Below are 21,083 nucleotides of genomic sequence, written 5' to 3'. Positions count from 1 at the left end.
CTCAGCTGAAGACCAACGTCCCATTGTGATCATGGCAGCAGACGAAGGGCGCTTTGGTCGTCTAGGGCAAGTAAGAAGAGCTTGGTGTGCTCCTGGAATTCGACCCGAAAGTGGGCAGCAGCTTGTCCGTGAATATCTCTATGGCTATGTTGCTGTTGCTCCTGCGTTAGGAAAGATGAGTGCTTTAGTCTTACCCTTTTCCAATACTCAGATGATGAACTTATTCCTAGCACAAGTGGCGGATGAATTTTCAGACTATTTTGTGGTGATGCAGGTCGATGGAGCGTCTTACCACACCGGAAAGAAGCTCGTCATTCCAGACAATATACGCTTGATTGTTCAGCCTCCTCGAAGTCCACAACTCAATGCTGTAGAGCATATCTGGGAGGAGGTGAAAGAAAAGCACTTCTACAATCAGGTTTTTGATTCTTTAGATGAGGTATCCGATACCTTGTGCAAGGGACTCAAAGAACTCATGGATTTACCCGATAGGCTGACTTCTATGACCAATTTTCCTCATATGAGAATTACGATTTAAAACGCAAATTGGTATGAGAAGCTTATATTCAAACTAGAAAAATAATGTTCGCTAGTTTGTTTGTATGGGTTATACCTACTTTCAGTAGTCTTGCAAAATAGGATTATGTTGTTAGGGCAAAACGATGCCTAAGCAACATTACCGAATTGAACACTAAGCGCTTTAGTGTCAATTTCTTGGTTCGCACCAGCAATTTCGCCAACAGCAACTGATCCACCTGGTGTGGAGCCAGCAGCCCCAGCAGCACCAAGGATTTCAGTATTGGAGTAGAAATTTGTGGCATTGACGTTGAGTAGTGTGACTGATCCACCAGCGACAATCTCTTGCTGTTGATCAGACAGTTCAGTAAATAATTCAGACATGATAGATCTCACTTGCACTAATAAATGAACGTGAATATAGCTTGGAAATAACCAAAAGCCAGACTCAACATGAATGTGAATATCCGGGTACTGTGCCATAGGGATTGTGGCAGAGTTACTGAAAGCAAAACCCTTGATTAAAAATGAATCTTAGCTTTTGGGAACCTACCATCTTCTATGTGGTGGAGTACTAGGTTCACAATTAAGATCAGCTCTTGGTTGTTCTCAATACAACTGAATGTTGGTAATGATTAGGTTAGCGTTAGCCTTTTCCTAAGTAACATTACCAAATTGAACACCAAGAGCATTGGTATAAATTTCTTGGTTCGCACCAGCAATTTCACCAACAGCCACTGATCCACCTGGAGTAGAGCCAGCAGCCCCAGCAGCCCCAAGGATTTCAGTATTGGAGTAGAAATTTGTGGCATTGACGTTGAGTAGCGTCACTGAACCACCAGCAACAAGTTCTTGCTGCTGATCAGACAATTCAGTAAATAATTCAGACATAATATGACCTCACTTGCACTAAGGTATTTAATCGTTTATATGGAACAAACTTGATTTTTTAATTGAAAATTAAGTTTGCTTGTTTAGGTTTTTCAGAAGTATTCGATTTTGCTCCCGATGAATACTTTTGATTGTCTATTACATTAATACCGTAGTGATTATTCTAAGTCAAGCTTTTTTTTTTGAAAAAATATTAAATAAATCAAGTTACCTAATAATGGTATATAGATGCTTTTTTGTGAAAGTTTATTGAGTGGAGATTAGAGGGATATATATAAAAGCCCAAGGTTCTAAAATGTAAAATAAAACCTTGGGCTTCCTGAGCTTGACTCAAGAATAAGAATTGTATTGTTAATATGCTAGTTCACTTGTTTGATATCACATTGTATTGAGAAAAGTAGTTGCACTAAAGTTTTTGCCTGATAGATAGTTTTATCCCACAGAAATTATATGGATTGATGATACACATCTGAATATTCTATGCTTTTCCTTCTAAATATTTTCTTTGTGTCTATTTTTTTGAGCTCTAGTTTATCAATTAAGTATGGCACTGATATTTGAATGTACTCGTCAGAAGCGACTTGTAAAAGCTTGATAGCTCTCAGGTTCATAGTAGACAAAGACTCGGCTGCATCTGTTTAGAGTCTATGCATGCAGGTATTTAGCATTAAAAGAAGCTGCTTTAGAACCTTAAATCTACTTTTTTGGAGAGAGGACTATCTTCAATATGCGAACTTATCACTGAAGATGCCTTCAGTAAGGATAGACTTTAACTCGTTCCAAAAATTTGAACATGAGTTTTCTGAATCTATTGAGGAAAGTTTTTGGCATTTTCTTAGAAAGAGAGAGATGTCTCTACTCATTCACGAACATAGAAAACTTCCTGGCTAAGATTTTATAGTCACTTCTTTATGGAATTATGAATTCAGTTTGTGCAGCGTAGAAGATATTGTTTGAGGATTATTAGTGAAGCTAGTTAATCCTGACGACAAAAACTGTGCTGTACAACTTACAGTATCCCTGGTTTGGGAATAATATTCTTTTGTTCATTATTGAAAGTGAGTGTAGTGACCAATACTAAACTGTTGTCGTGTTATTGCCCTTTTAAGGGCATATGCTACGACAAACTTTATGACTCAACTATTGAATCAATAAGTTGAGTTGGAAAAACACAGAATCTATCACCTGCAAGTACATTACTGATCCACATCATCTGGATAAGTGATCCTAATCACAAGAATGTATTCTTAAATACATTTTGCAGGAATAATTAAGTGTTTGTTACTAGACGCCTGGGTGATTTGAGGAGTTTATTATGAAAAGATTAAGAATGTATGGGGTGAAGGTTGAGTCACAGGCTAATATGAGGGTGTTTCGGTAACTCTACAATGCCTAGGCCCCGTAAACGTTTTGCTCAGCATTGGTTGAAAAGCCAAGCTGTGCTCCGTGAAATTATTGTTGCAGCCAATATACAGGAGTGCGATCGCATCCTTGAAATAGGACCGGGCAGAGGTGTCTTAACCCGAGAACTTCTGGCTCAAGCCCAGTCTGTTGTTTCGGTTGAGTTGGATCGGGACTTATGCAAATCTCTCCGCTATACCTTCAAGGACCAGGACAATTTCACGTTATTAGAGCAGGACTTTCTGAACATAGATGTTGCTGCAGAGCTAGCAGATGCGCAACCCAATAAAATCGTTGCCAATATTCCCTACAACATCACGAGCCCGATTCTCAGTAAGGTCCTGGGACGTATTGATGAGCCAGCACAACCGATTTATGAAACGGTCGTGTTGCTCGTCCAGAAAGAGGTGGCGGATCGGTTGGTGGCCGAACCGGGTTCGAAGACCTTTAACGGATTATCGGTTAGGTCGCAATATCTCGCCCATTGTGAATTGATTTGTCCAGTTCCCGCCTCTGCCTTTAAACCCGCCCCTAAAGTCGAGTCGGCAGTGGTGCGGCTGACCCCTCGTCCCTATCCCCAACCTGCCCAAAACCCGCAATGGCTTTCAACCTTATTGAAGGTGGGATTTGGCAGTCGTCGGAAGATGCTACGGAATAACCTCAAGGCATTAGTGGATCGAGACCAGCTATCGGATTGCTTGAATACCCTCAATATCAGTCTCCAGGCTCGTGCCGAGGAACTGAGTGTAGCCCAGTGGATTGCTTTAAGTGATGCGGTGCATCCAAGCCAGGTATAGACGAGGTAGAGTGTTGAATGCACCGGTCAATCTGTCCGCTAACTTATGATGCATGCTTATACGCTGAAAGCGCCTGCCAAGATCAACCTGCTGTTAGAAATTATTGGCGATCGACCCGACGGGTTCCATGAGTTGGTAATGGTGCTGCAGAGCATTAGCTTGGCGGACATTGTAGAGTTACAGCCCCTCGGTGGCGATCGGATTCAATTGCACTGCAATCATCCCCAGGTGCCCTGTGATGAGACGAACCTAGCCCATCGAGCCGCTCGCTTGATGCAGGAGCAGTATCCAGGCAAAGGTGGCGTCGCGATTACGATTGATAAAAAAATTCCCATTGGCGCGGGGTTGGCAGGGGGCTCTGCGGATGCGGCAGCAGTGTTGGTGGGCTTGGATTTGATGTGGAATTTGGGGTTAACCCAAGCTGAACTCCATACCTATGCGGCTAAGTTAGGGTCTGATATTCCCTTTTGTGTGTCGGGGGGAACGGCCTTGGCCTTGGGACGCGGGGAAGAACTCACGCCCCTTCCCGACTTGGATCAGCTTTATGGGGTGTTGGCAAAGTATCGGAGCTTGTCCGTTGCCACCCCTTGGGCCTACAAAACCTATCGTCAACAATTTAGTGAATCCTATGCCCGTGATCCAGAAGCCCTGGAACGGCGGCGGCGTGAAGGACATTCAGTGGAGTTAATGGCAGCGATTACCCATCGCGATTCTCTGGAAGTGCCTCAACATCTGTATAACGATTTGGAAAAAGTGGTCTTGCCGGAATATCCCCAGGTGCAAGAAATTCGAGATTTACTGCAATCCTTTGGGGCGTTGGGAACGATGATGTCGGGGTCTGGGCCAACGGTATTTGGGTTGGCAGAGTCGAGATCTAATGCGGAGTTGATGGCGACACAGTTACAAACGGCTCTGCCTGATCCAGATTTAGAAATTCTAGTGACTAAATTTTGTAGTAGTGGCATTCAGGTGCTGTCTTAAGGCTGAAAGCGTGATCGGACAGCAGCGGAGACCTCATGTTGGCGATGGTCTTTGTTTTTGTTGCGTTGAGGTCTATAAACGGCTGATCAATCTCTGCCCCTGATCTTGATATTGTGTAGAGTACATCCACATTACTCTGCGGTATGACTCCTGATCCTGCACCTCAATCTTTGCCCAAGCATGTTGCTCAACTCCGCTGTGGTCTCGGCTGGGATATTCAAACCAAAACAGCCCTAGATCTAGATATGGCGGTCTTGGCTCTTGGAGCGGATGGGAAATTGGTGGAAGGGAAAGAGGGCATGATTTATGCGGGGCATCGCCGCCATCCATCTAGGGCGATTAAGCTGCTCAATGACAATCTGACGGGTGAAGGTGAGGGGGATGATGAACAGCTATTAATCCATTTGTTGACGTTACCGGCAGATATCATCAAGCTTTTGTTTGTGGTCTCTATTGATTGTGGGGAAGCGCAGAAGCAAGATTTTAGTCAGGCAAAGAATGCATTTTGGCGACTATTGGATGATGCCAACCAAGGGGTGTTGTTGCAGTGTTCCTTATCTAATGCTCAGTGGCAGGGCGTGACGATGCTGTTAGTTGCATCTCTGGAACGCGTGGATACTCAATGGCAAATCGTTCCTTGTTTGGCAGCTGCCCCACAGAAAAATCGTAATGAGCTGCTGAATCAGCATCTTGCCGATTAAATTGCATGATCAGGGCTGGCTTGCTGGCTAACTCTAGCCGCGACTGTTCTCAGATTAGTCTAAGAGCTGGGTTGAGATAGTCTGATGATTTGGGTTTTCTGATTTGGGATTTAATTGTGATGCACCCAAAAGAATTCTCTGCGGTATTTTTGACGACCCCTGGAAAAAAACTGATCTTTAGGGATAGTCCCTGATCGCTTGCGGACAGATTTCTGTCAAAAATCATGGATTGCAGAAGTGGCCACCCCAGGGATTGGGATCTGTTCTCTCTAAAGTCGTGGGGTGTAAAGACTGGGACAGATAGCGATACAGTATGCTAGATCCGCTTTGATAGATGGGAAATCCATGACGTCTGCTAATCCACCTCGCTTCAATCGACTAGAAGTTGGTGCCCAAGGAGAATGCACCCCAATGCAGCTGCCAACGTCAGGCTTAGACCTTTTTCCTGAACGTCATCCCTATCGATTTTGTCGTTTTCTGTGCGATCTAGAAGATATGGTGGCATCTGTCGCAGATGATCGCGATCGTGTCCGCATTGCCACTATCCTGGTTCACCGCTTAATCACTCAGTCTCTCTGGATCTACCAAGCTTGTCCGCATCCTGACCCTGAGTCCGGGATATCCACCCAAAGACTATATCGGGAACCCGGTTATCCCTTTACTGTCAAAATTGTTGCCTGGAGCCCTGGCCTCCAGTCTCCTGTTCATAATCATGCTGCTTGGAGTGTCATTGCCTTGTTAGGAGATAGCACCTGTGGCCAGGAAAAAAATCAATTTTGGTGTCGACAAGATGATGGTCAGCAAGCCAACTTTGCTCATCTTCTCCCCGCAAGTCAGTGTGTTTTAAAGCCAGGAGATATTTTGGGAATGATGCCAGATGCCATTCATAATATCTGTTCTCTCAGCTCAGCTAATGCCCAAAAACCAACCTACACCTTTAATGTCTATGGTGCAGCGGATCTAAGGCATCGCTATATCTTTGATACAGATAAGAACACCCAGCAAAATCACTAGATCTTGATGAATGTTTCTACAAAATCCAAGCAAAAAGCAAGCCCATCTGCCCAGATTGACTAAGACTGGGCAGATGGGCTTGCTTTTTGCTCATGATGAGTAAGGAATATTTGCCGATAAACAATTTGGCAAATATGACAGGGTCTTGTTAAATCACAGAAATTTCGCTATTGGAGAATCCTGAACGATTGGACCAAGAAGGATTGGACAAGGTGGCTAGAAGGGTTTGGCTTTGACCACCACTCCCATCAGCGTCGAAGAATAGCTGACCTGAACTTTGGTTATAGATAAACCGATCACCACTGTCTTGGGCTCTCGCCCCTAAGACAAATGCATCTGCAGATAGTATGCCTTTAGCCAGCCCAAAGTTACTGCCGTCAACTTCAATTTGATCCTCCGCAGTCTTGTAATCCAGAATGATATCGCTACCATCTGCAGCAGATTCAAATCGGAAGATATCGTTGCCATAGCCACCCTGCAGAGTGTCATTGCCTTGATTACCCATGATCAGGTTATCCCCACCGCCTCCTTTGATAGAATCATTACCTGTTCCTCCGAATAGGTGATCATCCCCTTCACACGCTAACAGCGAATCATTTCCTTGATCGCCATATAGCGTATCTCCACCTGCTTCATTTCCCCCCACTACAGTGTCATTGCCAAAAGAGCCTCTGATGATGTCATTGCCAAAACCGCCAAGGAGGTAATCCTGCCCATGGCCACCATCTAATAGATCATTATCTCGACCGCCTTTGAGAGAATCGTTGCCATAGCCACCATATAGAGAGTCATCTCCCCTGCATCCACTCATGGTGTCATTCCCAGACTGTCCATAGAGCCGATCACCTTTGCCGGATTCATTGCCACCAACGAAAACGTCGTTGCCAGCACGGCCATACAAAACATCGGCACCACCGTCACCGACTAGGGTGTCGTTGCCATTTGCACCGTAAATTGTATCGAGGCCATTTCCGCCTCTGAGCATATCTGAGCCAAAATTTGCGTACAGGATATCGTTGCCATTGCCACCTAGAACAGTGTCGTTGCCACTGCCGCCATGTAAGGTGTCGTTACCCCCATCTCCAAACAACTCATCATTGCCATTGCCTCCCCAGAGCAGGCTATTTCCGCCTTGATCGCCTAGGTAGTCGTTGCCATTACCACCAAAGAGCGTATTGTTACCCGCAGCTCCCCAAAGTGTATCGTTGCCACCTCCCCCTAATATCTTGTCATTGCCGGCACTACCGATGACTTCTTCGCTACTTGCAGTTCCATTGAAAGTGTCTTGAATGTGAATGGGCATATTTTTGGTCCAAATCCCTAGCAATATTGTTAGATGTCGATGTTAGCCAGTTGAGTAACAAAAACTGCTATTAACTCATTTCTGGAATAAGGTCAACTGCTTTACATCAGAGGTAAATGTAAGCGAATTTAATACTACGTTAAGAATGTGAAAAATTGGTGATGAAATGAGTCTATTTTTATTTCATGAGTGCCAAGACATAGTTTGCAAGACTAAACAGATAAATCATTTTGTCGTCTGAAGTAAATATCAAAACAAGAGAGATTTGAATTGCAGATTTTTTAGCGATTGAATTTATAGCTGTAATTCCTGTAGCCTTTATGTAGGAGGTAAATTCCGCGACTTTTAAATAATCTCTAAAAAATTACTTTTCTGCGAAAAAACATATGATGATGCTCGTGTCAAGATATGTTGTGCATGTTGGAACTATATTGTGGTCATCAGTATTTATAGTCTCGCCAAGACTGTTGATCGTTTTTTTGGCTCCAAAAAATCGACGTTTAAGCTCTATGAATGACAAGTATCAGTTATAATTCCGCCTGCAAAAAGAATATATATTCTAAGAAGTCTTTTAAAGATTTTGTTGAAGCCATCACATAAAGAATTGCAGTACAAAAGCACTAAAAATTTGAGTTCAATCTAGACTGAATACTTTATTCTGTGCTTTGGGATAGGCCAGACAACTCTATGCTGCAGCAGGTATTTGTGAATATCGGGTCATTGATGTCGCTAGAAGACAGATAACAGTGTTTCGAGACTTACGAAGTGGCGATGATGCGACTCAAACAGCTGTCAGTGATGAAAGTGTTTACCCTGCTTTTCCTGATGTGTCGATAGAGGTTCGACAATGAGTCAGAATTTCAGAGTGACATGCCAATAATCAGTGAAAATAGCCTGGAGTTGATTTGGTTGAATTGAGATTTCAGATTGGCGAGTTGTCCGAGTTCTTTGGGGACCTCCGTCAGTTGATTTTGGGAGAGATAAAGTTCCTTCAGATTGGCGAGTTGTCCGAGTTTCTTGGGGACCTCCGTCAGTTTTAAATTACTCAGGTTTAGAACAGATGCCGCTGTCCTTTTGGCTTCTGCAATCCGTTGCTGGGCTTCTTGATATGCTTCGTTAGAAGTCATCGTCATTTTTGTCGTAACCCATATATTTATAGGTGCATTAACAGGAAATAGATGATAAGACCCAGAAAGTCTTTGGATAGCGGACAGGCATGTGACGGGAACTGATCGTGAGGATAGTTATTTCCGTCATGCAAGGAGAGTTTTGTGCAATACCTGTTGGTGCATGAGAGCTTGTTGAGTGCAATTTACAATCTCATTCCTCGACAATCCCTCTCCTTTTTGGAAATGCTCTAGCCAGTTTTTGCAAATCACCTCAGGGTCATCGGGGATTTGATCCAAGTTCCAGCCGGGACAATGTTGCGCCTGCATAAATTGGCGAACCTTAGGGTCATAGCTGAGGGCAAAACAGCGATTGCCTTCGGCCGCGGCCATAATCAGTCCATGCAGGCGCATGGCAATGGTCATATCGACGGTTTGGAAGACCCCTTTAAGGTCGCTGGGATTGGTCAGACGAATCAGCGAACTATGGTTTGAAATTCTGTCATGAATCGATTGAGCAATCTCTAGATCCTGCGTAGCTTGAAAGGGAATGATCAGGATATGGGCTTCGGTTTGGGCCTGGAATTTAAGTAGAGCTGTGGTGAGCTTTTGTAAGCGATTGGGGGTGAGTTGGGGATGCGACCTTAACACCAATGCCACCTTCGGCGACGGCAGCTTATCCACCCAGCCCACCGATTTTGCCGTTAAATTCCAGACTGGATCGGGAGCTATTTGGTAGGGAATGCCCCAATCTTCGATATATTTTGCTGAAGCTGGATCGCGAACACTCACCGCTGAGCAGTTGCGAAACGCCCGACGAGCAAGGATTTGAGTGCTTTTGCGCTTCAGAGGACCAATGCCCTGAGCCCAGGCAATGGTCTTTAAGCCTAGTCCTTGGGCCAATCCCATCAGGCCAATATAGTAGACCGGACTGAGGGCACTGGTTGCATCTTGAATCAGGCTGCCGCCGCCCCATATAAAGGCTTGGGATTGTTGCATGGCTTGCAATACGCGGATGGAATTGTTGCGATCGCAAGTCTCAACCTGATATTGCCGTGCTGTTTGCTTGGGATTAGAAGACAAAACTAAAGGCGACACCTCCTCCGGCAGCATTTGCAGCAGGGTCGCCAGCAAAGCTTCATCACCGCCATTGCCGAAACCATAGTAGCCACTTAAAATTGCTCGCATCGGTTTCAGACCTCTCCCAATCCAATCTTCTGTAAGATTATCGTAGACAGCCACTTATTCATGAATGGTTTATGCACGCCCTCTCAATTCCCACTTGGATTATTCACGTCTCCAGCGTGATCGAGTGGATTATGGCCATTTGGCTGATTTGGACCTATAGCGAAGTCAGCCAAAATCCGGCATGGCGGTGGTTTTCCTTGGCCATGCTGCCCGCCTTGGTGGGGGCCATGTGTGCCTGTACTTGGCATTTCTTCGATAATCCTGCCGAACTGGAATGGCTCGTGACCTTACAAGCGTCTATGACCGTCCTTGGCAATATTGCTCTCTGTGGTGCTGCTGCCCTGCTTTGGTCTCAACGCCAGCCTAACGATGCTTAACCTAATAGATGAACTATGGCTCTTAAAGACGCGCTGTTTGCAGTTTCCCTTATCCCCTACCTAGGGTTTCTGTGGTTTTTGACCCGATCTGGCCAAGCGCCCCGACTGGCTCTAATTGGGTTTTACTTAACCTTGTTGTTTATTGCGGTCACCGCCCCTGCTGGCATCTATGCCCTCAAAGTCTATGACGTTTCCTTAGCCAATCTCGACTGGCTTCATGGTTCAGCAGAAGTCTTTCTGACCCTATCTAATATTGTGATTGTGCTGGGGTTCCGTCAGGCCATTGTGCAAGTCCAACAGGAATCAGATTAAAGGGTTTTCAAATATTCCAGCAGATCGGCCATCTCTTGGGGATTTGCTTTGAACTTTGGCATCGGTGGTGTTTTACCGCTAGTGACTTGATAAATCAAACCCACCTGAGACCGGTGAGTAGCGACACGGCGCAGGCTGGGACCTACCTTGCCATCTCCTGATGTGCCATGACAGCCAGAACAATTGAGCTGGAAAATAGCATTGCCTTGAGAAACCTTACCTTCCTGGTGCAACACATCTCGCACATAAGGATCAGACAAACGCATCTGATGGACAGCGACAATAATCACTGCGATCACTAGCAACCATCCAAGGACCATCAATAATGCTTTTTGCAGATTGAGGTCAGGATTTAAGGTTTGATCTGATGTTAGTGCCGGATCTTCCAAAGGTGATACATAAGGGATTACAACTTAACCTTAAGGTTTTTTGTAAGAATATATAATATATCTTAATACAACCTTCATCATTATGCCCTGTCATTGATTGATGATTTGCCGCATGTAATCTCCCCAGACAGCAGCAGCTTGGGCACTACTCCCTGAAGTGGGACTATTGTCATCATTGCCGAGCCAAATCCCCGTCAATAAATTGCGGCGAGGCACGTAACCCACAAACCATAAATCTCGGCCAAGGTTAGTGGTGCCTGTTTTACCCGCAGCTCCCGAGGCAATCCCAGCACCGCTGCCGGTCCCCGATTGCACCACTTGACGCATCATGTCTTGCATAACGACGGCAACCCCTGGATCTAAGACCTGGGTACTGGCATTTTGGGTAGCCTCATAGATCACCCGGCAGGTGGAAATAGAACGGGAATCTTTGCAGTCTCCGGCATCGAGCACCTGCCGAATGGCGCGGGGCGTATGGCGTCGGCCACGGTTGGCCACAACGGCAAAAGCCCGTGTTAGCTCTAAGGGCGTTACTTCACTTTGCCCCAAGACCAGGGCTGGAACAGCTTGTAAGGGAGAAGAAATTCCCAGTTGGCGAGCGGTTTGAATCACTCTGGGAATGCCGACATCTTGGGCAACCCGTAAAGCCACCACATTTTCAGACAGGGCAAATCCCCGAAACATGTCAATGTTGCCGCTCCCCCCATTCTGGCAGCCGGTAAAGGTTTGCCCCTGCCATGCAAACGGAGAACAGGAATAGGTTTTGTTGGGGGAAATATTGGCATCCACGGCTGCCGTATAGCCAAACAGCTTAAAGGTCGAACCCGGTTGACGCTGGGCTTGAGTGACTCGATTGAACTGACTTTTGCTATAGTCTGCGCCCCCCACCAACGCAATAATTTCTCCCGCTTCATAATCCACGGTGAGTAAGGCCCCTTGGGAATAGCCAAAGGTTGATCCAGAGGTGGCGATGGCATTGGATAGGGTTTGTTCGGCCGTATTTTGCACTGCCAGATCTAAATTAGTGGTGATAATAAAATTGCCTTCTTGGGCCAGACTGGCCCCTAACAATTCCTCTAACTCATCAAAGACATAGCTGTAGTAATAGGGAGCCTTAACGCTTTGCAGCTCTTCCCGAGCATTGGGACTAATCTCAATGCGGGAGCGGCGTGCCCGATCGGCTTCTGTTTGGCTAATCCGACCTTGCTGAGCCATGCGAGTAATGACTCGATTACGGAATTCCAGGGCCGCGTTGTAGTCCTGAACGGGGTTAAAAGCATTGGGGGCAGGCAAAATGCCCACAAGGGTAGCGGATTCAGCAATGCTCAAGTCTTTGGCGGGTTTATCAAAGTAAAAGCGAGCCGCATCTTCGAATCCATTGGCATAGATGCCTAAATAGACCTTATTCAAATAGGTCAGTAACAAAAAGTCTTTACTGTAGTAGGTCTCTAATTTCAGAGCAACGACGGCTTCTCGGAACTTCCGATCTAGGGTATCCTCACTGCCCACATAGCTACGAAAAACGCTGCGAGAGAGCTGTTGGGTAATCGTACTTGCCCCTTCTCTGACGCTGCCCCCGGAGATGTTGGTAATCACTGCTCGAACAATGCCAATGGGGTCGACGCCCATATGCCAGTAGAACCGACTATCTTCTGAGGCCAACAAGGCATCCCTAATATAGGGAGAAAAGTCATCCAGACTTTTTAGCTCACCATGGACCGTGTCCCGACGTCGTGCTAACGGGGTTTGGTCTCGGGATAGAACGACAATGGGGCCTTGGTTGGTGGTGGGTAATGGGCGAACGGTAAACTTCTGCCATTCTGCAGCGACTACGAGTAGGGTTAAACCCACGACTCCTGCGGTGCCATAGAGCAGATAGCGCATCCCTCGCACGTACCAGGGCGGCGGATCAATATATTCGACACTTACTGCAGCTTCGAGAGCCGCAGGTCCCAGGGTCAAGACATCTTTGTGGCGCAACGCATGGGAGTCCACCCGACGTTTGCGGCGGAAGATGCCGTTGGTGGATTGCTCATCCCGAATCAAAAAGGTGCGGCGCTTACCATCCCGCTGGATTGAGGCATGCACCTGGCTAACGATGGGATTGCGAATCACAATGTCACAGGTGCGGGCACTGCGGCCAATAATATAGCGATCGCTAATCAGGGGGTAGCTTTGGGGTTCCCCTTCACCGGAATTAATTTTTAACTCTGGCACCCGAGCATTACGCTTCAGGGTAAGCTTTGACAGATCTGCTTTCGCTTGAATGGTACGAACCACCTGCGTCACATTCCCTAACAGGGTTTTTGACGGCGAAGGTTTAGGAGATGTCATGGGCAAATCTCAATCGTCAGGTCGATGACTCGGATAGTGCTTCGTGCAGGGGGTCTTGGGGGTGAGCTTATACGCTGTGCTTAGGGCAGCGGGATATTTCTCTATCCTACTGGGCGGATGCCGAATGCTGCTGTGATGGACTGAATTGGTATTGAACTCTCGTTTCTCCTATTTAGCACTTTTCCCCCATATCCGGGTGTATCGGCGATCATTGACGTTCGCCTTGGTCTGCACGGTGGTCTATGTGCTGTCCATGCCGATGATTGCCTTTCTAATTGGTCAGGCCGCTCAGTATGTGGGGGATCAAAACCTCCAGGCACTCCTGTATTTACCCGGTGTAGTGGGCCTGTTTTTTGTGATTCGAGGCGGATTTGAATATGGCCAAGATGTGTTGATGGCCAAAGTTGCCTTTGATATCACCTTAAACCTCCGTTGCCGCGCCTATGCCCAGCTTCAGCAGCAAAATTTGCCCTATTTCCAGCAATCCGCCACTGGTGATTTGGTCTATCGTTTGACGGAAGATATTGATCGAATTGGCGAGATTCTCAACCAGCTGTTTCATCAATCTGTGCCCTGTGTGCTTCAGCTAGTGGCGGTTCTGGCCTATATGATTTATCTCAACTGGACCTTGACCGTCGCGGCTTTGGTATTAGCACCGGTGGTGGGCGGGGTAATTGGCTGGTTTGGTGAGCGCCTACTGGCCTTTGCCCGGAGAAGCCAAACCCAGGTGGCAACATTAGCCAGTCTTCTAACGGAGACCCTGAGCGGTATGGCAGTGGTGAAAGCCTATGGGGCCGAAGATTATGAAATGGAGCGATTTATGCAGGTGGCTCGACAGAGCCGTCAGGCCACCTTTGCCGTCGAGCGGATCAAGGCGATTCAATATCCGATTGTGGGGATTATCGAAGCGATCGCAGTCTCGTTACTCTTTCTGATCGGTGGCTGGCAGATCAGTTTGGGGCAGCTGACCCCCAGTCAATTTATTAGCTTTGTGGCTGCGGCGGTTTTACTGATTGATCCGATCAATCTGATCACGGAAAACTACAACAAATTCAAGCAGGGACAAGCCTCCATCGATCGCATTCAGGCCCTCCTTGAGCTACCTTCTCACCCTGAACCCCAGAATGCCAAGCCGTTGTCCCGCATTAAAGGTGCAGTGGAATTTCGGCAAGTGTCCTTTGCCTATACCCCCCAGCAGCCTGTATTAGAGAACCTAAATTTTCAGGTGTGCCCCGGAGAGACCGTGGCCCTGATCGGTCCATCTGGTGCCGGGAAATCAACCTTGGCTCATCTATTGTTGCGTCTGTATCAGCCGACGGCAGGCCAAATTCTGATTGATGGGATTGATCTGCAAACTGTCCCTCGACAGAGTTGGTATCAACATATTGGTATCGTGCCGCAGCACACCTATTTATTCTCAGGTACGATCGGCCAAAATATTGCCTATGGCCATGCTGATTTTGATCTAGTCCAGGTCCAGAAAGCCGCTGACATCGCCAATGCTAGCGAATTTATCCAAAAACTGCCCCAGGGCTTTCATACCTATTTAGGAGAACAAGGTACCACCCTTTCAGGGGGACAGCGGCAGCGTATTGCGATCGCCCGAGCTGTCTTTCATCATCCCCGTATCTTGGTTTTGGATGAGGCTACATCTGCCTTGGATACAGAATCTGAAGCTTTGGTTCAGGCCGCCTTGGAGAATCTAATGTCCGATGACCGCAAGTCGGTCTCTGGTCATTGCACCATTATCCTGATTGCCCATCGTCTAACCACCGTTCTGAACGCGGATCGCATTTTTGTGGTTGAACAAGGCCAACTTGTGGAATCCGGCACCCATCAACAGCTGATGGCTAATGGCACATCTCGCTATGCCAGTTTGTATGCCAAACAGTTGATGTAATCAAGTCATAGCGTTGGCGGGTTTACCCTCTCTAAAGACTCTGTGCACAACTGATGTTGATGGATTTCACCTGAGTGACGGCTGTCTTTGACCAGTTGTCGAACTAAGACGGCTGGTCTTTTGACGCCACAAAAGGATTTTACGAGAATACCGAGTTATCTTTATCTGCAAAAAAATAGGATTTGTTTTGAAAGTCAACTTCCTTTGGTGTTCTCCCCCGGCATTACTGTTTTCTAGTTCAATGATCCTCGCTATTCTCTTAGGAATAGAGCCCTGCAGGGCTGAAGATCTCAACTTAAAACAGCCTCAAACTAAGCTGTTAGAAGTTTCAGAGCTATTTTCTCTCAAGGTTGCTGAGGATCAAGCCGTTGTTGCTGAGTCTGACCTTCGGAACAATGCCTCTAAGGATCAACTCGTTGTGGCTGAGTCTGACCTCCAGAATATAGCTGCGCTAGAAACGAAATCGGTTAATCATCCTCAGGACTGGGACATTCTTGTCTCCGTTGAAGCACCCCTACAAATGGCTGATCGCTTGGAGGGGGATTCAACGGAGGAAGAACCATCTGCTGGGAGGGATGACGATTCAGAACCCACAGAACCCTCAGATAACCTGTGGCGTGCAGGTCGTCCAGATGGCCATGCGCCCATCGGTGTCATGGGTGATCACACCCATGAAGCCGGTGAATTCATGTTTTCCTACCGCTTTATGCGCATGGATATGGCAGGGAATCGAGATGGCACGACCGACTTAACGCCTGCTCAAGTGCTGCAACAGTTCCGAGTGTCCCCCACAGAAATGACGACGGATATGCACATGTTAGGAGCCATGTACGCCCCTACGGATGAACTCACCCTGAGCTTGATGGCTCCCTATGTGTTCAAAACCATGGAACATGTCACCCGTATGGGCACCCGGTTTACGACTCAATCCGATGGCTTTGGGGATATTCGGTTGATGGGGTTATACAAAATTCTCGATCAGAATCGGCAGCGCCTCCACTTCAACGCCGGGATCAGCTTTCCGACTGGATCGACCAACCGCAGAGACGATACCCCTGCTGGACCGAATCAAGTTCTCCCCTATCCCATGCAGCTGGGTTCGGGTACCTTTGACTTACATCCTGGGATTACTTATTTAGGCCAAACAGACGATTGGTCCTGGGGTGGACAAGCATTGGGAACCATCCGCCTAGGAACGAATGGTAATAGTTATCGCCTCGGCAATCGCTTCAACCTGACTGGATGGGGAGCCCGCCGTTGGAATAACTGGTTTAGCACGTCGATACGGTTGAATGGTGCGACCTGGGGGAATATTTCTGGTGCCGATCCTCGACTAAATCCTGCTCTTATCCCGACTGCAAACCCCAATCTCCGAGGAGGAACCCGCTTGGATGTGGGGTTGGGCCTAAACTTTCTAGTCAATAAGGGAGTCCTGGCGGGGCATCGGTTGGCCGTAGAATTTGCTCTGCCTGTCTATCAATCCCTAGATGGCCCCCAATTGGAAACAGATTGGGTGTTAACCCTGGGCTGGCAGAAAGCGTTCTAGCCGATGAGGTGGCTTGGGCCAGTGGGCTGAACAGTTTTGTGTCTCTTTTGTAAAGATAAATACATTTCTTTATCTTTCTTAATTAGAGAATGGATAAACGAATGACTTTCTTAGCATACCTGCGTTACGGTCTTAACTAAGAGACGGTTTCCCTTGCCTAGAAATACAGTTTAAGTCTCTACTGCTATGTCTTGTATCCGTAAAAAAGGGGTTTAGCACAGGGCCTCAATTGCGAAAAAGTTTGATGTTAGTTCTCAGGAACTAGCGTTAACCCTTTGAGCTGTCGGTTCCATGCTGCCTCTACAAAATTTTACATATCAAGACTTGACGCCTTTTGAGTCTTCTTAGAAACTAAAATCAAGTCATTACTCTCTCAATCAAGAACTTTTGTTATAATTTGTCCTAAATTGATAACGGTTCATTACGACAACTTATTAGGTTCGATGCTGGAGTGCATTGGATCTTGCCCAGCTCCTCTAGTTTTCGGTGGTATATAAAGCATGGAAACCCTTGAGTTTGTCATTTACCCGGATGGTCGGGTGCAGGAAATGGTGACCGGTATTGTGGGCGCGTCCTGTGCAGAAGTGACTGCCGCCATCGAAGCCCAACTTGGAAAAGTGGTGACCCATCAACCCACTTCAGAATTTTTTACTCAACCCGAAACCTTGCAGCAAACTGCTGTGAATCAAGTTGGCCATAGCCAATGGTAAATCCTGGATTTTAGGCTCAAGTTTCCTCTCCTAATTGTTCATATCACTCACAAAATCAAGTCACTATGTCTCATTTCAGCCAAATCAAAACTCAAATCCGTAATCTGCCTGCATTACAGTCAGCATTAAACGACCTCGGTCTAGACTGGAAATCTGGCCCTCAGCCGATTAGAGGATATAAAGGCAAAACTCAATCTGCCGAGTTGGTGATTGAACAAGACAACGGTTACGACATTGGTTTCAGCAAAAAAGACGAGGAGTATGAGCTCGTTGCTGACATGGACTTTTGGCAACAGGCATGGTCTGTTGATCGCTTCCTAGATCAAGTGACTCAGCGCTATGCCTATCACACTGTGATTAATACAACTGCTCAGCAAGGCTTTCAGGTTGCCGAGCAAGTCAATAATGAAGATGGTTCGATTCGTCTAGTGGTTCAGCGCTGGAATGCGTAATGACTGATTCAACATCTGGTGCCCCCGATGGGATGCCACAATCTACCCAACCTGCCCCCTCGCGCTCGGGTCTAGAACCTGAACTAGGGGGTGGGTTGCGACCTGATAGCGAGCGCACTGGCCTTGAACCTGAGCTGGGCGGAGTGATTCGTCAAAAAGGAGTTTTTGTAGACGAACCGACCTGTATTGGCTGTAGGCATTGTGCCCATGTCGCCCGAAACACGTTTTATATTGAGCCGGGGTATGGACGGTCTCGGGTGTTTCGTCAGGACGGAGACGCGTTTGAGATTGTCCAAGAAGCCATTGATACTTGCCCAGTGGATTGTATTCACTGGATAGACTACACTCAGCTTCAGAAGCTAGAGGAAGATCGAAAATATCAACAGGTGAATAGTCTCGGTTCCCAAATTCCGGTGACCTATACTAAGCGAATTTCACCTCAGCAGGCAGGACGCAAACCTCGTCCCATTTCCTTTGATGATTCAGGGCCAGGGCTCTAAGTCTTCCCTTTCGTTTCTTTCGGCTGCCCTCATTGTTTGCATCTCTGATTAATCGCTACGAACGGTTCGGTATCCATCTGGGCCTGGAGCGGATCCAGCATCTTCTAGATCGAATAGGGCAGCCACACCTGCAGGTGCCGATCATTCATGTTGCCGGTACGAATGGTAAAGGATCTGTTTGTGCCTATCTTTCCTCTGTATTAACCGCCGCTGGGTATCGAGTCGGCCGCTATACCTCTCCCCATTTGGTGGACTGGACCGAAAGAATTTGTATTAATAATCAGCCCATCAAGACCTCAGTCCTGACACAGCTTTTATTGGATCTGGAGGCGACACTTGTATCATCCCCAACCCCCACTCAATTTGAGGTCATTACTGCCCTAGCTTGGCAGTACTTTGCCCAAGAACAGGTGGATATTGCAGTGATTGAAGTGGGACTCGGGGGACGTCTAGATGCGACAAATGTTTGTGATCAGCCCCTAGTGAGTGTGATTACCTCGTTGAGCCGTGAACATTGGCAGCGTTTAGGTCCGACTTTAGCTGATATTGCGGGGGAAAAAGCAGGGGTTTTGAAGTCTAATCGCCCCGCCGTGATCGGCCCGCTCCCCCCCGAAGCTGCAGCAGTGGTCCAGGCCAAAATTGAACAGCTCCATTGTCCAGCGCAATGGCCTCAGCCCGCGCGGCGAATTGAAGCGCCTCATGCCATCTCTGATACTTTGCCTTGGGCAGAATCGGAGGGAGTTAGGTTTCCCCTCAGCTTGCCGGGGGAGATTCAATTGATTAATGCAGCTGTTGCGATCTCAACTCTCAAACAGCTCCAACTCCAAGGCTGGCAGATCTCGGATGAAGCCATTATTGAAGGGATGGCTAACACCCGCTGGCCGGGACGGCTGCAGTGGGTTAACTGGCAACAGCATCCATTATTGATTGACGGTGCTCATAACGTAGCAGCCGCAAAGGGGCTACGGCAGTATGTAGATAGCCAGCACCCGCCTCAGGTCCATTGGCTGATGGGCATGTTATCCACCAAAGATCATCAAGATATCCTGAAAATTTTGTTGAGGCCAGGCGATACTCTATCGGTTGTGCCCGTACCCGGTCACAGTAGTGCCGAACCCCAGGCCTTAGCAGAATTGGCTATGGCAGTTTGTCCTGAGTTGAAGCGTTGTCAGTGCTTCCCTAGCCTAGAAAAAGCATTAGAGGATGCCTATAGACCTGAATCTGGGACATCCTCTATGCAAGTGTTATGTGGTTCGTTGTATTTAGTGGGTCACTATCTTCAGACCTATGCCCCTACGGTTTGATTCCAGGCTTTCTCGGCATCCGCGATGGCTTGATCTACCGACTTGCGATCTAGCATGGCCTGCTGTAGATTCTCATACAGGATTTTCTGCAGTTTTTTGATGTCTTTCATGGCTGGAACCAAGATTTCAGCATCCTCCATTTGCTGGGCACTGACGACCCGAGCTTGGGAGATATCGTCGCCTTCTTTCACTTCACTGAAATAAGGATCAGCCAGAGATTCAGTGGTGGAAGGCAAGACATCGGCTTCTTTGGCAAAGGTCAGCTGATTCTCAGAGTTGGTGACAAACAATGCAAATTTGAGGGCTGCTTCAGCCTTATCCGTATCTTTAGGGATAATCAGGTTCATGACGGCAACATTTTTCTTGCCCGTAGAGCCCGTGATTTGAGGGGCGGCAACGGAATTTTTGGCAATGTCAGGGGCATTGGTTTTGACACTATTCAAAAACTGAGGGCTGGAAGACAGCAGGGCCACTTCCCCAGACTGATATAAATCAACGGCTCGCTTGTGTCCTTCGGTGAGTATTGCAGGTGGAATAAGCTTTTGCTTGTAGAGATCAACCCAGTATTGGAAGGCGGCTTTCCCTTCCGGGGAGTTAAAGGCAGCCTTACCCGCTGGATCCACTAACTTGACCCCCATTTGGACAAAGGATTCCATCAACTCTCCAGAATCAGTAGGAACCGTGGTCACAAAGAAGGCATATTTCCCGGTTTTATCTTTGATCTGCTTGGCTGCCGTTGCCAATTCTGCATAGGTTTTTGGGGGCTCTGAAATGCCCGCTTCGTCAAAAATCGCCTTGTTGTAAATGGCGATCCGAGCCGTTAAGTACCAGGGGATGCCAAAGGTTTTACCGTTCAGGGAACTGGCGTCCCAAATATTAGAGAGATAGCGATCGCGATCGGCCTGGTCGATGGCATCATCTAAATCCAACCAACTCCCTTTGCTTGCTAACTGAGAGGCAAAGTCAGGATTGAGATTGACAACATCGGGAGCGGTTTTGGCTGCAACCGCCGCGAGTATTTTGCTCTGCATTGCCGCCCAGGGCACATCCGTCCACTTCACCTTGATATCTGGATTATCTTTTTCGAACTGGTCGATGACCTGCTCAAAATAAGCGTCAAATTTGGGCGAGAGTTGCATCGTCCAAAAATCCAGGGTATTGCCATTACTTTGGGGCGCTGGTGTACAGCTAATCAACCAACTGAGGAATATCCCTAGTAAGGTTAATAGGCCAAAGCGTTGCCAAGTTTTTCGTTGAATCATGGGTTATGCGATCGCTTGTCAGAAAATATTGAGTAACAGTTTACGCTGATCCGAATCTTTTTCTCGTGACTTTGTTCCGACATCTCCTAAACACAGAAT

Annotated in this window: 21 protein-coding genes; 13 read left to right on the top strand and 8 right to left on the bottom strand. The window is 47.2% G+C overall.

Translation table 11 applies throughout. The features are described from left to right. Positions 1-31: 31 nt before the first annotated feature. Positions 32-538, top strand: a complete 507-nt coding sequence (locus I1H34_RS20295) for a transposase (protein ID WP_212662769.1) — start codon at positions 32-34, stop codon at positions 536-538. A gap of 128 nt (positions 539-666) precedes the next feature. Here I1H34_RS20295 and I1H34_RS20290 read toward each other — a convergent pair whose 3' ends face one another. Continuing rightward, positions 667-999, bottom strand: coding sequence for a CTB family bacteriocin (locus tag I1H34_RS20290; protein WP_249369431.1), 333 nt, complete (start codon positions 997-999; stop codon positions 667-669). 174 nt (positions 1,000-1,173) lie between these two features. Further along, on the bottom strand, positions 1,174-1,407 hold the full coding sequence (locus I1H34_RS20285; protein WP_212662768.1) for a CTB family bacteriocin: 234 nt from the start codon (positions 1,405-1,407) through the stop codon (positions 1,174-1,176). 1,388 nt (positions 1,408-2,795) lie between these two features. Between I1H34_RS20285 and rsmA the strand changes: the two genes are divergently transcribed. The 4 genes from rsmA to I1H34_RS20265 all read left to right on the top strand — a co-directional run bounded on the left by rsmA (position 2,796) and on the right by I1H34_RS20265 (position 6,301). Then, complete coding sequence (gene rsmA, locus I1H34_RS20280; protein ID WP_212662767.1) at positions 2,796-3,605, top strand: 16S rRNA (adenine(1518)-N(6)/adenine(1519)-N(6))-dimethyltransferase RsmA; 810 nt, start codon at positions 2,796-2,798, stop codon at positions 3,603-3,605. 48 nt (positions 3,606-3,653) lie between these two features. Further along, positions 3,654-4,586 (top strand): 4-(cytidine 5'-diphospho)-2-C-methyl-D-erythritol kinase, encoded by a 933-nt coding sequence (ispE, locus tag I1H34_RS20275; protein WP_212666362.1) that lies wholly within the window; start codon positions 3,654-3,656, stop codon positions 4,584-4,586. Between the two features lie 143 nt (positions 4,587-4,729). Then, on the top strand, positions 4,730-5,287 hold the full coding sequence (locus I1H34_RS20270; RefSeq protein WP_212662766.1) for a TerD family protein: 558 nt from the start codon (positions 4,730-4,732) through the stop codon (positions 5,285-5,287). 345 nt (positions 5,288-5,632) lie between these two features. Then, entirely contained in the window at positions 5,633-6,301 is a 669-nt protein-coding gene (locus tag I1H34_RS20265; RefSeq protein WP_212662765.1) for a cysteine dioxygenase family protein, read from the top strand. A 148-nt stretch (positions 6,302-6,449) separates the two neighbouring features. On the opposite strand, the gene I1H34_RS20260 is transcribed toward I1H34_RS20265, so the two are convergent. The 3 genes from I1H34_RS20260 to csaB form a co-directional block, all read right to left on the bottom strand. Beyond that, complete coding sequence (locus I1H34_RS20260; protein WP_212662764.1) at positions 6,450-7,604, bottom strand: calcium-binding protein; 1,155 nt, start codon at positions 7,602-7,604, stop codon at positions 6,450-6,452. Positions 7,605-8,464: 860 nt separating this feature from the next. Beyond that, entirely contained in the window at positions 8,465-8,731 is a 267-nt protein-coding gene (locus tag I1H34_RS20250) for a hypothetical protein (protein ID WP_212662763.1), read from the bottom strand. Positions 8,732-8,857: 126 nt separating this feature from the next. Continuing rightward, on the bottom strand, positions 8,858-9,898 hold the full coding sequence (gene csaB / locus I1H34_RS20245; RefSeq protein ID WP_212662762.1) for a polysaccharide pyruvyl transferase CsaB: 1,041 nt from the start codon (positions 9,896-9,898) through the stop codon (positions 8,858-8,860). 71 nt (positions 9,899-9,969) lie between these two features. Here csaB and I1H34_RS20240 point away from each other — a divergent pair, with 71 nt between their 5' ends. Both I1H34_RS20240 and I1H34_RS20235 read left to right on the top strand, forming a co-directional pair. Continuing rightward, entirely contained in the window at positions 9,970-10,275 is a 306-nt protein-coding gene (locus I1H34_RS20240) for a DUF2499 domain-containing protein (protein WP_212662761.1), read from the top strand. Positions 10,276-10,290: 15 nt separating this feature from the next. Beyond that, entirely contained in the window at positions 10,291-10,587 is a 297-nt protein-coding gene (locus I1H34_RS20235) for a DUF3593 domain-containing protein (RefSeq protein ID WP_212662760.1), read from the top strand. Here I1H34_RS20235 and I1H34_RS20230 read toward each other — a convergent pair. Both I1H34_RS20230 and I1H34_RS20225 read right to left on the bottom strand, forming a co-directional pair. Beyond that, complete coding sequence (locus I1H34_RS20230) at positions 10,584-10,976, bottom strand: c-type cytochrome (protein ID WP_212662759.1); 393 nt, start codon at positions 10,974-10,976, stop codon at positions 10,584-10,586. The genes I1H34_RS20235 and I1H34_RS20230 overlap by 4 nt on opposite strands. A 90-nt stretch (positions 10,977-11,066) precedes the next feature. Further along, a complete protein-coding gene (locus tag I1H34_RS20225) occupies positions 11,067-13,310 on the bottom strand; it encodes a PBP1A family penicillin-binding protein (RefSeq protein WP_212662758.1) in 2,244 nt (747 codons plus the stop codon). A gap of 151 nt (positions 13,311-13,461) precedes the next feature. On the opposite strand from I1H34_RS20225, the gene I1H34_RS20220 reads away from it, so the two are divergent. From I1H34_RS20220 to I1H34_RS20195, 6 genes are all read left to right on the top strand, one after another. Next, positions 13,462-15,210 (top strand): ABC transporter ATP-binding protein, encoded by a 1,749-nt coding sequence (locus I1H34_RS20220; RefSeq protein ID WP_212662757.1) that lies wholly within the window; start codon positions 13,462-13,464, stop codon positions 15,208-15,210. A 241-nt stretch (positions 15,211-15,451) separates the two neighbouring features. Further along, positions 15,452-16,756, top strand: a complete 1,305-nt coding sequence (locus I1H34_RS20215) for a transporter family protein (RefSeq protein WP_212662756.1) — start codon at positions 15,452-15,454, stop codon at positions 16,754-16,756. A 500-nt stretch (positions 16,757-17,256) separates the two neighbouring features. Continuing rightward, entirely contained in the window at positions 17,257-17,466 is a 210-nt protein-coding gene (locus I1H34_RS20210) for a DUF2997 domain-containing protein (protein WP_212662755.1), read from the top strand. Positions 17,467-17,531: 65 nt separating this feature from the next. Continuing rightward, a complete protein-coding gene (locus I1H34_RS20205) occupies positions 17,532-17,918 on the top strand; it encodes a DUF1257 domain-containing protein (protein ID WP_212662754.1) in 387 nt (128 codons plus the stop codon). A 32-nt stretch (positions 17,919-17,950) separates the two neighbouring features. After that, positions 17,951-18,418, top strand: a complete 468-nt coding sequence (locus I1H34_RS20200; RefSeq protein WP_249370200.1) for a ferredoxin — start codon at positions 17,951-17,953, stop codon at positions 18,416-18,418. 32 nt (positions 18,419-18,450) lie between these two features. Further along, complete coding sequence (locus I1H34_RS20195; RefSeq protein ID WP_212662752.1) at positions 18,451-19,722, top strand: bifunctional folylpolyglutamate synthase/dihydrofolate synthase; 1,272 nt, start codon at positions 18,451-18,453, stop codon at positions 19,720-19,722. Here I1H34_RS20195 and I1H34_RS20190 read toward each other — a convergent pair. Further along, complete coding sequence (locus I1H34_RS20190) at positions 19,704-20,984, bottom strand: ABC transporter substrate-binding protein (RefSeq protein ID WP_212662751.1); 1,281 nt, start codon at positions 20,982-20,984, stop codon at positions 19,704-19,706. The two genes, I1H34_RS20195 and I1H34_RS20190, sit on opposite strands and share 19 nt — an antisense overlap. Between the last annotated feature and the right edge of the window lie 99 nt (positions 20,985-21,083).

This window comes from Acaryochloris marina S15 (assembly GCF_018336915.1).
In the GTDB taxonomy this organism is placed as follows: Bacteria; Cyanobacteriota; Cyanobacteriia; order Thermosynechococcales; family Thermosynechococcaceae; genus Acaryochloris; species Acaryochloris marina_A.
Note: the sequence above shows the minus strand (reverse complement) of the source record. Positions and strands in the feature narration are given on the sequence as shown.

Bases quoted from the DNA above. Each gene is read 5' to 3' on its own strand.
- I1H34_RS20205 (WP_212662754.1), top strand. From the start codon at position 17,532: ATGTCTCATTTCAGCCAAATCAAAACTCAAATCCGTAATCTGCCTGCA.
- rsmA (WP_212662767.1), top strand. From the start codon at position 2,796: ATGCCTAGGCCCCGTAAACGTTTTGCTCAGCATTGGTTGAAAAGCCAA.
- I1H34_RS20295 (WP_212662769.1), top strand. From the start codon at position 32: ATGGCAGCAGACGAAGGGCGCTTTGGTCGTCTAGGGCAAGTAAGAAGA.
- I1H34_RS20270 (WP_212662766.1), top strand. From the start codon at position 4,730: ATGACTCCTGATCCTGCACCTCAATCTTTGCCCAAGCATGTTGCTCAA.
- ispE (WP_212666362.1), top strand. From the start codon at position 3,654: ATGCATGCTTATACGCTGAAAGCGCCTGCCAAGATCAACCTGCTGTTA.
- csaB (WP_212662762.1), bottom strand. From the start codon at position 9,898: ATGCGAGCAATTTTAAGTGGCTACTATGGTTTCGGCAATGGCGGTGAT.
- I1H34_RS20240 (WP_212662761.1), top strand. From the start codon at position 9,970: ATGCACGCCCTCTCAATTCCCACTTGGATTATTCACGTCTCCAGCGTG.
- I1H34_RS20190 (WP_212662751.1), bottom strand. From the start codon at position 20,984: ATGATTCAACGAAAAACTTGGCAACGCTTTGGCCTATTAACCTTACTA.
- I1H34_RS20215 (WP_212662756.1), top strand. From the start codon at position 15,452: ATGATCCTCGCTATTCTCTTAGGAATAGAGCCCTGCAGGGCTGAAGAT.
- I1H34_RS20250 (WP_212662763.1), bottom strand. From the start codon at position 8,731: ATGACTTCTAACGAAGCATATCAAGAAGCCCAGCAACGGATTGCAGAA.
- I1H34_RS20225 (WP_212662758.1), bottom strand. From the start codon at position 13,310: ATGACATCTCCTAAACCTTCGCCGTCAAAAACCCTGTTAGGGAATGTG.
- I1H34_RS20285 (WP_212662768.1), bottom strand. From the start codon at position 1,407: ATGTCTGAATTATTTACTGAATTGTCTGATCAGCAGCAAGAACTTGTT.
- I1H34_RS20260 (WP_212662764.1), bottom strand. From the start codon at position 7,604: ATGCCCATTCACATTCAAGACACTTTCAATGGAACTGCAAGTAGCGAA.
- I1H34_RS20290 (WP_249369431.1), bottom strand. From the start codon at position 999: ATGGCACAGTACCCGGATATTCACATTCATGTTGAGTCTGGCTTTTGG.
- I1H34_RS20210 (WP_212662755.1), top strand. From the start codon at position 17,257: ATGGAAACCCTTGAGTTTGTCATTTACCCGGATGGTCGGGTGCAGGAA.
- I1H34_RS20235 (WP_212662760.1), top strand. From the start codon at position 10,291: ATGGCTCTTAAAGACGCGCTGTTTGCAGTTTCCCTTATCCCCTACCTA.
- I1H34_RS20265 (WP_212662765.1), top strand. From the start codon at position 5,633: ATGACGTCTGCTAATCCACCTCGCTTCAATCGACTAGAAGTTGGTGCC.
- I1H34_RS20200 (WP_249370200.1), top strand. From the start codon at position 17,951: ATGCCACAATCTACCCAACCTGCCCCCTCGCGCTCGGGTCTAGAACCT.